Source organism: Sarcina sp. DSM 11001, from assembly GCF_900101015.1.
Taxonomy (GTDB): Bacteria; Bacillota; Clostridia; order Lachnospirales; family Lachnospiraceae; genus CAG-791.
Genome location: NZ_FNFZ01000017.1, coordinates 25,001 through 38,068, shown reverse-complemented (window position 1 = coordinate 38,068; position 13,068 = coordinate 25,001). Strand labels below are relative to the sequence as shown.

Sequence of the window (13,068 nt, the reverse complement as noted above, 5' to 3'; positions counted from 1 at the left end):
TCAACAGCTTACTTCTACAGCTTCTGCAGATCCCGTGCAAAAACAGGGACAGGCTTTCTCCGTCACCATATGATACTGTCGCCATAACACAGATCCCGCGAAAAAACAGGGACGGGCTCCTCCGCCCGTCCCTGCTCTTTTCTTCATCGATTCCTGTAAAGCCCATGGAAAACAGTATTTCTCAATATTATTTCTCCCATGTATTCCGGCTGTATTCCGGCGCAAAAGCATATTCCTGCGCAACAGTCATTGAATGGCATTTTACAGATTCAAACTGATCTTGTACTCGTACTCCGGGAACTCCTTCGTCATCGCCAGGGCTTCTTCGATGTCCAGATCCACAAACTTGCCGTCGCGGTAGCAGACGACGCGGTTGGTCTTGCCCTGAAGGAGAATGTCTGTCGCATAGGCTCCCATGATGGAGGCGTAATACCGGTCTTTGCAGGTCGGGGCGCCGCCGCGCTGCATGTAGCCCAGGATCGTCGCGCGGGTCTCAATACCGGTCGCGGCTTCGATGCGCTTCGCCATCGATGTGGAGTGGCCGATGCCCTCTGCATTGATGATCAGGTGGTGCTTTTTGCCTGTCCGGCGGTTCATGATGATATGGTCGACGATCTTCTGCTCATTATAGTCATATTTCTCAGGGATCAGAATATCCTCCGCGCCGTTGGCAATGCCGCACCAGAGCGCGATATAGCCCGCGTGACGGCCCATGACCTCGATGATGGAGCAGCGCTCATGGGAGGAGGAAGTGTCCTTGACCTTGTCGATCGCGTCCATGGCTGTGTTGACGGCCGTGTCGAATCCGATAGTGTATTCGGTACATGTGATGTCCAGGTCGATCGTACCGGGGATGCCGATCGTGTTGATCCCCTGACGGGCCAGAGCCTGCGCGCCGCGGTAGGACCCGTCACCGCCTATCACGACGATCCCGTCGATTCCGTGCTTGCGGCAGATCTCTGCGGCATGCTTCTGCACCTCGAGCTCCTTGAACTCAAGGCATCTGGCTGTACCCAGGATCGTCCCTCCGCGCTGGATGATGTTCGCCACATCCACGGATTTCATTTCAAAAATCTCTTCGTTGAGCAGGCCCTTGTAGCCCCTCATAATACCCTTGACCTTGACCTTGTTCGCCAGCGCTTCACGTACAACCGCACGGATTGCTGCATTCATTCCCGGAGCGTCGCCGCCGCTTGTCAGCACGCCGATTGCATTGAATTCTTTTTTTTCTTCCATAAATACCCTCCTGGCTGAAACATGGGGACTACTCTCAAATCAGTCTTCAACTAAGGAACTGTGGATATATTAACCGGGCAGATTGCGCAGTAATCGGAAGACCAGGCAGGCAATATGTCCGGATCAGTCATCTGCAGATCCTGAGTCAATGAGATCACATGCCGTTTTTTTGAATCAAAAATAGTGTGTATTAAAATACAAACAGTACTATTTCGATTTTAGAACATCAGCAAAATGATTGCAATAGAAAGATTATAATCCACGCTCCCGGTGCGGGGTGACGTTACTGTCCACGCCCCCTCGAAGGGCGTGGACATGTAACGCTTGCGCCAGCCTCGGGGTGTTTTCACGCGCTTACTGCAGCACCACATTCTGTTCACCGCAGGTCCGGCGGAGGAGGCCGACGGTGGTCTCGTCAGCCCGGATGCCCTGGCCGGGCGGCAGGGTTTTCCTTGCCTTGCGGTCCTCAATGTAGATGACGACCTGGTCGCGGCCTCCATGGCCGGCGACGATGCGGAGGACATCTTTTTCCTGCTGCTTCCAGTCTGTAAAGGAGGGGAATCTCAGCCAGAGTCTGCGGGGAACGTTTTCAAAGGCGACGACCTTTTCGGCGATCAGCTTCCCGTCCTTTTCGTCCTCGAGAGAGACCCGCCCCCGGATAAAGATCTTCCGGTCCTCGTCCAGGTCGGAGGCGCTCTCTTCGTAGGCGCGGGGGAAGACGACGACCTCCACGGTTCCTGTCAGATCCTCGAGGGTCAGAATGGCCATGACCTGGTCATTTTTGGTATACCTGATCTTCTTTTCCGTGAGGATGCCTCCGATCACGGCGTTCTGCCGGTCGGTGAGCTTCGTCTCGCCGGTCTCTTCGTCGAGGACAAAATCCGCCGCGGTGGCTGTGACCCGGCTTTTCCACAGCCCCTCAAAGGACTCGAGAGGGTGGCCGCTGACATAGATGCCCAGGACCTCTTTTTCAAAAGAATATTTGAGCTCGTCGGGGAACTCGCCCACATCGGGCATGCGGATCTCAAAGTCCTTTTTGTCCTCCTCGTCGGCGATGTCAAAAAGGCTCATCTGACCTGCCATGTCATGTTTGCGGGAGGCCTGCAGGTCGTCCAGAATGCGCATGTAGATGCTCATCATCTGCTTTCTGGTGGCGCCCAGGCAGTCCAGGGCGCCCGCCTTGATAAAGCTCTCCACGGTCCGGCGGTTGACATCCTTTTCCTGGCCGGCCATCCGGGTGAGAAAGTCCCTGAGGTCGCGGAAGGGGCCGCGCAGGCGGCGCTCCTTCAGGACGGCTTCAATGACAGGTCGGCCGACGCCCTTGATGGCAGTCAGGGCATAGTGGATGCCGGCCGGAGAGACGGAGAAGCCCGCCTCGCCCTCGTTGATGTCGGGCGGAAGGATCCGGATCTTCATGGACCGGCAGGCAAGAATATAGGAGGCCACCTTGGAGGGGTGGTCGATCACAGAGGTCATGAGAGCCGCCATAAATTCCATGGGATAATAATATTTGAGCCAGGCGGTCTGGTAGGCGACGACGGCGTAGCAGGCGGCGTGGGACTTGTTGAAGGCGTATTTGGCAAAATCCATCATGGTGTCGTAGATGCCGGAGGCGACTTTTTCATCGATCCCGCGGGCCGTGCAGCCGGGAACGTGCTCCTCGGGGTTGCCGTAGACGAAGTTCCTGCGCTCCTGTTCCATGACGGACTGTTTCTTTTTACTCATGGCCCGGCGGACCAGGTCGCTCCGGCCCAGGGTGTAGCCGCCCAGGTCCCGGACGATCTGCATGACCTGCTCCTGGTACACGATACAGCCGTAGGTCGGCTCCAGGATGGGTTCCAGCTCCGGACAGGCATAGTGGACCGAGTTCCGGTTGTTCTTGCCGGCAATATACTGGGGGATGAAGTCCATGGGACCCGGCCTGTAGAGGGAGATCCCGGCGATGACGTCCTCAAAATTTCCCGGCCGCAGTTCCTTCATGAAGTTCTGCATACCGCCGGATTCAAGCTGGAAGATGCCGTCCGTCCTGCCGGTGGAGATGTATCTGTAGACAGCAGGGTCGGAGTAGTCGAGAAGGTCCATGGAGACCACCGGGCCTACGGGATTGACGGGGGGACGACCGGGACCGAGGGCGGGCTCGAAGGCAGGATAGGCCCCTCCGGCCTGCTCGATGGACCGGTTTGCCATTTCGACGGCGTTCTGAATGACCGTCAGGGTCCTGAGCCCCAGGAAATCCATCTTGAGCAGGCCCAGCTCCTCGATGGTCGTCATGGGAAACTGGGTGGTCGTCGACCCGTCCTGGGCCCGGGCCAGGGGCACCAGGTCCTCCGCGGGCTCCGAGCAGATCACGACGCCCGCCGCGTGGACGGAGGCGTGTCTGGGAAGACCCTCGAGGCGCAGGCTCATATCGATTAGCTTCTTGACCCGCTCGTCTTTTTCATAGGAACCGCGCAGGTCGGGGCTCTGTTTCAGGGCCTTTTCCAGGGTGATGTTCAGCTCCTGAGGGACCATCTTGGCTATAGAATCCACAAAGCCGTAGGGCAGGTCCATAACGCGGCCCACGTCCCGGATGACACCCCGGGCGGCCATGGTTCCGAAGGTGATGATCTGCATCACGCGGTCTTTGCCGTATTTGCGGGTGACATAGTCGATGACCTCGCCGCGGCGCTCGAAGCCGAAGTCCACGTCGATATCGGGCATGGACACGCGCTCGGGATTCAGAAAACGCTCGAACAGGAGGTTGTAGCGGATGGGATCGATGTCGGTGATCCCCAGAGAATAGGCCACGATAGAGCCCGCCGCGCTCCCTCTGCCCGGACCGACCATGATCCCGTTTTCACGGGAAAAATTGATATAATCCCAGACAATCAAAAAATAGTCCACGTAGCCCATCTGGCGGATGGTGTTCAGCTCATACTCCAGGCGGGCTCGGAGGGCGGCAGAATCATTTTCTGCACCAGAGGGCATTTTCTGAACGCTTTCTATATCCTTGCCCGTTTCTCCATCTTCCAGGTTTTCTTTTTTTGTCTTTTCTTCTTCCGGATTTATTTTTTCTTTTTCGTGTCTGTTTTCTTCTCTTTTCTCTTCGTCAAAAACACCGGGATAGCGCTTTTCCATCCCTTCCCGGCAGAGCTTGTTCAGATAGGTCCAGGAGTCATATCCTTCCGGCACATCAAAATGCGGGAGCTTCGTCACTCCGAACTCGATCTCCACGTGACAGCGGTCCGCGATGCGCTGTGTGTTTTCCAGGGCTTCCGGTGCATAGGAAAAGAGACTGCGCATCTCCTCCTCGCTCTTGACATAAAACTGGCCGCCAGGGTACCGCATGCGGTTCTCGTCGGCAAGCTTTTTGCCCGTCTGCACACACAGGAGGATGTCATGGGCTTCCGCGTCCTCCGCAAAGGTATAGTGGCAGTCATTAGTGGCGATCAGGGGAATACCCAGCTCCCTGCTCATGCGCAGCAGTTCCGCATTGACGGTCTGCTGGTCCGGATAGCCGTGGTCCTGCAGCTCCAGGAAAAAATTGCCTTCGCCAAAGATCTCCAGATAGCGCTTTGCCGCTTCGCGGGCCCCCTCCGGATTCTGCCGCAGGATCTCACGCGCGACCTCGCCCGCCAGACAGGCGGAGGAGGCGATGATGCCCTCGTGGAACTCACGCAGCAGGTCCAGGTCCACACGGGGCTTGTAATAGAAGCCCTCTGTGAAAGACCGGCTGACGATCTTCATCAGGTTGGCGTAGCCGGTATTGTTTTCCGCCAGCAGGATCAGATGATAATACCGGTCGTCCCCATGGCTCGCCTCCCGGTCATGGCGCGAGCCGGGGGCGACATAGACCTCGCATCCGATGACCGGATTGATGCCCTCTTTTTTTGCCGCCTTATAAAAATCGATCACGCCGTACATGACGCCGTGATCGGTTATTGCAGCCGCCGTCATTCCGAGCTCCTTCACCCGTCTGACGTACTCCGTGATTTTATTGGAACCGTCCAGAAGGGAATACTCCGTGTGGACGTGAAGATGTGCAAAAGACATAGGCACCTCTCTGAAACGGACAGACGCGGGCAGACTCATCTGTAAAAAACCTGTAAAAAAGACAGGCAGCCCACGTATCTTTATTTCATGTGTTTTTATTCTTCATCACGCAATACCCGTGATTTCAGTCATGGGATACTCACGCGAAGGGAAAACCCGCACGCGGAATGCAAAATTCCGCGCAAGTCTTGAATTCATGAAAACTACAGTTTCATAAAAATCTGCTGTAAAAATCATGAGCCGCGTCAAAGGCAGCCCTCTTTTTCTCTGAGGAAGGCTTCCCCGATGATGAGATCCTCAGGAGTCGTGATCTTGATATTGCGGTAGGACGACATGACCATCCGGGCGCGGCAGTCCGCGGCGTACTCCGCCACCATGGCGTCATCGGTCAGGATAATGCCCCTGGATTTCAGGTAACTCTCGTTGCTCAGTGCCTTGCGGTGGGCATCCCGGATCAGTTCATAAGAAAACACCTGCGGGGTCTGCACGATCCAGACGCTGTCCCTGCTGGGGGTGTTTGAGACGCAGCAGTCCCTGTCCACGATCTTGACCGTGTCCTTGGTCGGCACGCCCGCGACGCAGGCGTCTGTCTTCCGGACCGTCTCATAGAGTCTGTAGATGGTCTCCTGATCCAGAAAAGGCCTGGCGCAGTCATGGATAAAGACATAGTCGCAGGGCCAGTCGATGGTCTCCAGCCCGTTCGCCACAGAGTGGACTCTCTCCTTTCCTCCGACGGCGATCTTGCGCAGCTTCTCTGTAAACCCGTATTCCTTCAGATAGCTGCGGACAGTCTCCACATCGTCCCCGTGCGCCATGACAATAATGTCGCTGATCAATGGGCTCTCCTGCATGGTCCTGATCGAATGCAGGAACATGGGCATTCCGCCCAGCATGATGAACTGTTTCCTGACATCTCCTCCCATACGCAGTCCCACGCCTGCCGCGAGCATGACTGCGGTACATCTGATCTCTGAATTCAAACCGCTGACCTCCTGCCTGTTTTCTTTCTGTTATGACCGTTCGGTTTCCGATGCTTTCCTTATTTTCACCTTATCTTCAGCTTATCTTACCTCTGCCCCAGTCTCAGGCCGGGAACAGCATTGAGGTCAAGCCCGGAAATATTTCCCTTCAGATACTCAAAGTATGCCGCGCTTCCGATCATAGCGGCATTGTCCGTGCACAGGATCGGGGGCGGGCAGAAAAAGGCTGCCCCCTTCTCTTCGCACATCTGTCTCATGCCGGCGCGCAAGGCTGTATTGGCCGCGACGCCGCCGGCCAGGGCAAGCTTGCGCAGGCCGTACTGTTCGACCGCGTCTGCCGCGCGGGAGACCAGAACGTCAACGACTGCCTGCTGGAAAGAGGCGGCAACATCGGGGACATTGACCTGGATCCCCTTCATGCGGCTTGTATTGAGATAATTGAGGACCGCGGATTTCATGCCGCTGAAACTGAAATCATAGCGGGATCCGGTGACCTTTCCGCGGGGGAAGGTGATCGCGTGAGGATCTCCTTCTCTCGACGCCTTGTCGATCTTGGGTCCGCCGGGATATCCGAGGCCTATCTCGCGGGCAACCTTGTCAAAGGCTTCACCCGCCGCGTCATCCTGGGTCCGTCCCAGGATCTCATACACGCCGTAATCACGGACCAGGACCAGATGGGTGTGGCCGCCGGAAACGACCAGGCAGGCGAAGGGCGGTTCCAGTTCGGGATCCGCTATATAATTGGCGCAGATGTGGCCCTCGATGTGGTGCACTCCGATCAGCGGGGTTCCGGTCGCGAATGCCAGTCCTTTGGCGGCGGAGACGCCGATGAGGAGAGGGCCGACCAGGCCCGGACCGTAGGTGACCGCGATGGCATCCAGGTCCTGGAGCGTCTTTCCCGCTTCCTCCAGTCCCTGCCGGATAACCTGCGTGATGCGCTCAGTATGCTTGCGCGAAGCGATCTCCGGTACGACGCCTCCGTAGAGGGTATGGATATCGATCTGCGAGGAGATCACATTGGAGAGGACCTGCCTGCCGTTCACGACGACGGAGGCTGCAGTCTCATCGCAGCTGGATTCTATAGCCAGAATTGTAATGTCTTTTTTCTTCATCATTTTATGGTATTAAAAGCTTCTTCTGTATTATCTTTTTTGTGAATTATCGTATTTTGTGCAATCTGGTTTTTTGTGCGGGAAATATCATTTTTCCTCGAAGGCCAGGGTCGTCGTCCTTCCGTCTCTGGCGGCTATGCTCTCAGGAAAAATACTCCTCACTGGATCCATGTATTCTTCAGGTCGGATGAGCGAAGGGCTATAGTGGGTGAGCCACATCTGCTTCGGAGCCGCCTTCCGGGCGATCCGGGCCGCTTCCGTAAAGGTCATATGTTTATGTTCGCGGGCTTTTTCCGCCTTATCCGGCTCTCCGTACATGCCCTCGCAGATCAGAAGGTCCGCGCCGGAAGCATATTTGACAATGCTCTCACAGGGACGGGTGTCCGTGGAGTAGACGAGTTTTAATCCTTTCCGGGGCGGTCCCAGGACCATATCCGGTGTATAGGTGCCCTCTTCTGTCTCTATGGTCTCCCCTTTCTGCAGGCGGCTCCACAGCTTCAGGGGGATTCCCTGAGCCTGTGCGCGGGCGGCATCAAAGCGCCCTGCCCGGTCCAGTTCAAAGGCAAAGCCGTAGCAGGGGACATTATGGCTGACGCGGAAGGCGTGAATATGGAAATCCTTTTCCCCCGGCAGATCAAAGGTCTGCTCCCGCTCTGACAGCTCCAGAAACTGAATCTCGAAGGGCAGCTCCGGGGCGATCACACGAAGGCTGTTGACAATGCGCGAGAGGCCTTTCGGCCCGGCCATCAGCACCGGCTCCGTGCGCTCCGCGTTTCCCATCGTCAGCAGCATACCGGGAAGTCCGGAGATATGGTCGGCATGATAATGGGTAAACAGGATCACATCGACGGGCTTGGGGCTCCATCCTTTTTTGCGAAGCGCGACCTGCGTCCCTTCGCCGCAGTCGACTAGGATCCCCTTTCCATTATATCTTAACATCAGGGAGGTCAGGTACCGGTAAGGAAGCGGCATCATCCCCCCTGTTCCGAGAAGGCATACATCTATCATTATAGCATACTCCGTTCACTACTGTCCTGAATCCGTGAGGAACTCCATGTCCGGGTCCATGTCCGGGTCCATGTTTGGGTCCATGTTCAGACTCCGCGTTCAGACTCCATGTTCCATATGGTTCACGGATCAGGGAATTATGGCAATCCTAAACTATCATCATACTCCAGGATTGTCAATCAATGGCAGGCCGAAAAAAGAACGTCTCCGGAGAGGGGCCGAAGACGTTCTTTTTTTATGATGTTCTTTTTTTATTCTGTAGTTAGTTTTCAATCTGCAGGGAGCTGCCCCCAGAGAGGCGTACTCCTCACATCAGGGCAAAACAGTCCGTGCCCTGGCATACCAGCAGCACAGAAAGGGTTGCTGACTCCGCCCCATGTGGGGGTACTCCTTACACCAGGGCAAAGCAGTGCCCTGGCATATCAGCAGCACAGAAGGGCTGCTGGCTCTGCCCCTGCGGGGCGTACTCCTCTTACCTGGCTGTGTAGGTGGTGTGGAGCAGGCTGTGGGCTTTGCCCTTGCCGGGCTCATGCAGGAACTCGTCGTAGAGCATCTGGCAGACGGGGCTGTCGTGCGAGCAGCGCAGCTCGTTCTCTCTGTCGGAGTTGTACAGGACGGAAGCGCGGACAGCTCTGAGGTCGATGCTGTTGCGCACACTGTCTCTCTGGATAGGCGCGCCGCCGCCGTTTACGCAGCCGCCGGGGCAGGACATGATCTCGATGAAGAGATAGTTCTTCTCTCCGCTCTTGACCATCTCCACGACCTTGCGGGCGTTGCCGAGGCCGCTGGCGACACAGACGTCAACTTCCTTTCCGGCGATGCGGTAGGTAGCTTCCTTGATGCCGGGCACGCCGCGGACATCCATGAAGTCGATCTTCTCGTTGGTTCCGTCGAGCATATGGGCCGCGGTGCGGAGCGCCGCCTCCATGACACCGCCGGTAGCGCCAAAGATCTTGCCTGCGCCGGTGGCGATTCCGAAGGGATCGTCAAATTCCTCTCCGGGAAGACGGTTAAAGGCGATGCCCGCTTCCTTGATCATAAGGGCGAGCTCTCTGGTCGTGAGGGCCATATCCACATCCGGAATATCATTGACGGCGAGCTCGGGGCGCCCGGCCTCGAATTTTTTCGCCGTGCAGGGGATCACGCTGACCACGTAGAGATCCTTGGGATCGATGTGGTTTTTCTGGCAGTAATAACTCTTGAGGATCGCTCCGAACATACCCTGCGGAGATTTGCAGGAGGAAATGTTGGGCAGTAGTTCAGGATAATTGTACTCCATGAACCTGATCCAGGCGGGGCAGCAGGAGGTGAACATGGGGAGCGGAGGCTTGTCCATCCTTTTGGAGGTGAGACGCTCGATGAGCTCGTTTGCCTCCTCCATGATGGTGAGGTCCGCTGTGACGTTCATGTTGAAGACCTTCACGTCGCCCAGCATACGGATGGCCTGGACCATCTTGCTCTCCACGTGTGTTCCCGGAGGATTGCCGAAGCTCTCGCCCAGGGTCGCCGCGACGGACGGCGCCGTGAAGAAGACGACCTGTTTGCTGGGATCGTTGATGGCTTTCCAGACATCCTGTGTGTTGTTTTTGGTATACAGCGCACCGACGGGACATACGACGATACACTGGCCGCAGCCCACGCACTTGGTGGTAGCCAGGCCCTGATCGAAGGGGGAGCCTACACGGACATCAAAGCCGCGGCGGATCTGGCCGATCGCGCCGATCTGCTGAATGGCGTTGCAGGCAGCAACGCAGCGCAGGCACTGGATGCACTTGTTGTTGTCACGGATGACGCAGTCCGTTGAATCGTCGATAGGATAATTGGGATCCTCTCCCTTGAAGTGGTCTTCGTTAGCGCCGTATTCAAAGCCCAGAGCCTGCAGCTCGCAGGAATCACTGCGTCCGCAGGAGAGGCATTTTCTCCGGTGTGCGGAAATGAGGAGTTCGAGGGTAGTCCTTCTGGAATTGCGGACCATCGCCGTGTTTGTCAGGACCTCCAGGCCTTCCTCCACCGGGTATGTGCAGGCTGCCGTCAGGCCTTTCCTGCCTTTGATCTCAACGACGCAGACACGGCAGGCGCCGATGCAGTTGATATCCTTCAGATAACAGAGGGAAGGGATATCGACGTTTGCATACCTGGCGGCCTGCAGGACGCTGGTGCCTTCCGGAACAGTGACCGGAACATCGTTGATTTTGAGATTGATCATTTTTTTCATGTTCTGATCCCTCCTTATTCCATAAAGACAGCGCCGAACTTACAGTTCTGCATGCAGAGGCCGCACTTGATGCAGGTGTTGACATCAATATGGTGAGGCTCCTTGACCTTGCCGCTGATCGCGTTGACCGGGCAGTTCCGGGCGCAGAGCGTGCAGCCCTTGCACTTGTCCGGATCGATCCTGTAATGCAGCAGGTCTTTGCACTTCTTGGCCGTACATCTCTTATTGACGATGTGGTCGATATATTCCTCACGGAAATAGCGGAGAGTGGATACAACAGGGTTCGAAGCCGTCTGGCCGAGCGCGCAGAGGCAGGATACCTTCATGTGTTCTGCCAGTTCCTCGATCCTGTCGAGTTCCTCCAGAGTCGCTTTGCCCTTGGTGATGTCGTCGAGCATCTGCAGGAGGCGGTGTGTCCCGATCCGGCAGGGCACGCACTTGCCGCAGGATTCCTCACAGGTGAACTCCAGATAGAACTTCGCGATATCCACCATGCAGGTGTCCTCATCCATGATGATCAGACCGCCGGACCCCATCATGGAGCCGATCTTTGAGAGGCTCTCATAGTCGATCGGAGTGTCAATATGGACAGACGGAATACAGCCGCCGGAAGGACCGCCGGTCTGCGCCGCCTTGAACCTCTTGCCATTGGGAATGCCTCCGCCGATCTCTTCGATGATCTCGCGGAGCGTTGTGCCCATGGGGACTTCCACCAGGCCGACGTTCGTGATCTTGCCGCCGAGGGCGAACACCTTGGTGCCCTTGGAGGTCTCGGTACCGATCGAAGAATACCAGTCCGCTCCCTTGAGGATGATCTGGGCAATGTTGGCATAGGTCTCGACGTTGTTGAGGACGGTCGGCTTTTTGAAGAGGCCTTCAACAGCCGGGAACGGAGGCCTCGGGCGGGGCTCACCGCGCTTGCCCTCGATGGATGTCATCAGCGCCGTTTCCTCGCCGCAGACGAAGGCGCCCGCGCCGAGACGGATCTCGATGTCAAAATTAAATCCGGTTCCAAAGATGTTCTCGCCCAGGAACCCGTACTCTCTCGCCTGTTTGATGGCGATCTCCAGACGCTGTACGGCGATCGGATACTCGGCGCGGACATACACATAGCCCTGGCTGGCGCCGATCGCGAAGCCGGCGATGGCCATGGCCTCGATGACGGCATGGGGGTCGCCCTCGAGGATGGACCGGTCCATGAATGCGCCGGGGTCGCCCTCGTCAGCATTGCAGCAGACATACTTGATATCGCCCTTGGTCGATTTACAGAAGGCCCATTTGCGGCCGGTCGGGAACCCCGCGCCGCCGCGGCCGCGCAGGCCGGAGGCAAGAACTGTATCGATGACCTGGTCCTGATTCATTGATGTCAGGACTTTATGCAGCGCGAGATACCCGTTCAGAGCGATGTACTCCTCGATGTTCTCCGGGTCGATGACGCCGCAGTTTTTGAGCGCGATACGCATCTGTTTTGCATAGAAATTGGTCTTGGAAAGAGGAAGGATCTCGCCGTCTGTGTGCACCGTCTCCGGATACAGCAGATCCTTGCAGATCATGCCCTTGATGATGTGCTCGTCAATGATCCTCTTGGCGCCTTCCGGCGTAGCCTGGGAGTAGAATGCTCCCTCAGGATACACGATCACGATCGGGCCCAGCGCGCAGAGACCGAAACAGCCGGTCCTCACCACGAGGACGTCGGTCAGGTTCTTCTCCTTTATTTCGCTCTCGAGCGCGTCGATAACCTTCTTACTGCCTGAAGAGGTGCAGCCCGTGCCGCCGCATACCAGGATCTGTTTGCGGTAAGCCGTGTGCTTTGCCATCTCTTCCGCTTTGGCGGCGACCAGCTTGCGGACCAAGACCAGCTCTTCGTTTTTCTGTTTGATCTCAGTGAGCCTGTCCAATGTCATCGTCATGGCTTACACCTCCTTATAATAGGAATTAATGATTTCCACCGCCGACTCAGGAGTGCACTTGCCGTACACCTCTCCGTCCACAGTCATAACGGGCGCGAGCCCGCAGGCCCCCAGACAGCGGCAGCTTTCAATGGAGAAGAAGCCGTCCGGCGTGCATTCTCCTGCCTTGATCCCCAGGCGGTCTTCGATCGCGGAGAGGATCTTGTCCGCTCCCTTGACATAACATGCCGTTCCAAGGCACACACTGACCGTGTGCTCCCCCTTGGGCGTCAAAGAAAACTGGGAATAGAATGTCGCGACACCGAACACCTGTGAGAGCGGGACGCCCATCTCCTCGGATATGATCTGCTGCACCTCAATGGGCAGATAGCCATAGACTCCCTGCGCCTCCTGGAGGACGGGCATCATCGCGCCCGGCTGATCCTTGTGTGCCTGGATGAATTTCCGAAGTTCCCTCTCCTGTTTTGGTGTTCCCCGAAAAGCCATAGTAGCCATCGATTACCATCTCCTTTCCGACTGCTTTGTGAACCGTTACTCTGTCTTCCAGGTCATTTATTCACATAGTGAAAAAAATG

Annotated in this window: 8 protein-coding genes; all 8 read right to left on the bottom strand. The window is 56.7% G+C overall.

Annotation, left to right across the window (positions count from 1 at the left end; translation table 11 throughout):
• Positions 1-261: 261 nt before the first annotated feature.
• The 8 genes from pfkA to BLT02_RS10130 all read right to left on the bottom strand — a co-directional run bounded on the left by pfkA (position 262) and on the right by BLT02_RS10130 (position 12,988).
• On the bottom strand, positions 262-1,236 hold the full coding sequence (gene pfkA / locus BLT02_RS10165; RefSeq protein ID WP_092994699.1) for a 6-phosphofructokinase: 975 nt from the start codon (positions 1,234-1,236) through the stop codon (positions 262-264).
• A gap of 354 nt (positions 1,237-1,590) precedes the next feature.
• A complete protein-coding gene (locus tag BLT02_RS10160) occupies positions 1,591-5,268 on the bottom strand; it encodes a DNA polymerase III subunit alpha (RefSeq protein WP_092994696.1) in 3,678 nt (1,225 codons plus the stop codon).
• 245 nt (positions 5,269-5,513) lie between these two features.
• A complete protein-coding gene (ispD, locus tag BLT02_RS10155; protein ID WP_242869768.1) occupies positions 5,514-6,248 on the bottom strand; it encodes a 2-C-methyl-D-erythritol 4-phosphate cytidylyltransferase in 735 nt (244 codons plus the stop codon).
• Positions 6,249-6,334: 86 nt separating this feature from the next.
• Entirely contained in the window at positions 6,335-7,360 is a 1,026-nt protein-coding gene (gene tsaD, locus BLT02_RS10150) for a tRNA (adenosine(37)-N6)-threonylcarbamoyltransferase complex transferase subunit TsaD (protein WP_092994832.1), read from the bottom strand.
• Positions 7,361-7,447: 87 nt separating this feature from the next.
• Positions 7,448-8,368, bottom strand: coding sequence for a ribonuclease Z (locus BLT02_RS10145; protein WP_092994693.1), 921 nt, complete (start codon positions 8,366-8,368; stop codon positions 7,448-7,450).
• Positions 8,369-8,840: 472 nt separating this feature from the next.
• Positions 8,841-10,583, bottom strand: a complete 1,743-nt coding sequence (locus BLT02_RS10140) for an NADH-dependent [FeFe] hydrogenase, group A6 (RefSeq protein ID WP_092994690.1) — start codon at positions 10,581-10,583, stop codon at positions 8,841-8,843.
• 14 nt (positions 10,584-10,597) lie between these two features.
• Positions 10,598-12,400, bottom strand: coding sequence for an NADH-quinone oxidoreductase subunit NuoF (gene nuoF, locus BLT02_RS10135; protein WP_242869770.1), 1,803 nt, complete (start codon positions 12,398-12,400; stop codon positions 10,598-10,600).
• A gap of 96 nt (positions 12,401-12,496) precedes the next feature.
• The gene (locus BLT02_RS10130) at positions 12,497-12,988 is read right to left on the bottom strand and encodes an NADH-quinone oxidoreductase subunit NuoE family protein (RefSeq protein WP_092994687.1); all 492 of its coding nucleotides are present in this window, start codon (positions 12,986-12,988) and stop codon (positions 12,497-12,499) included.
• Positions 12,989-13,068 lie beyond the last annotated feature (80 nt).

Excerpts from the sequence above, each read along its gene's own strand:
- BLT02_RS10130 (WP_092994687.1), bottom strand. The coding sequence starts at position 12,988 with ATGGCTACTATGGCTTTTCGGGGAACACCAAAACAGGAGAGGGAACTT.
- pfkA (WP_092994699.1), bottom strand. The coding sequence starts at position 1,236 with ATGGAAGAAAAAAAAGAATTCAATGCAATCGGCGTGCTGACAAGCGGC.
- BLT02_RS10140 (WP_092994690.1), bottom strand. The coding sequence starts at position 10,583 with ATGAAAAAAATGATCAATCTCAAAATCAACGATGTTCCGGTCACTGTT.
- tsaD (WP_092994832.1), bottom strand. The coding sequence starts at position 7,360 with ATGAAGAAAAAAGACATTACAATTCTGGCTATAGAATCCAGCTGCGAT.
- nuoF (WP_242869770.1), bottom strand. The coding sequence starts at position 12,400 with ATGGCAAAGCACACGGCTTACCGCAAACAGATCCTGGTATGCGGCGGC.
- BLT02_RS10160 (WP_092994696.1), bottom strand. The coding sequence starts at position 5,268 with ATGTCTTTTGCACATCTTCACGTCCACACGGAGTATTCCCTTCTGGAC.
- BLT02_RS10145 (WP_092994693.1), bottom strand. The coding sequence starts at position 8,368 with ATGATAGATGTATGCCTTCTCGGAACAGGGGGGATGATGCCGCTTCCT.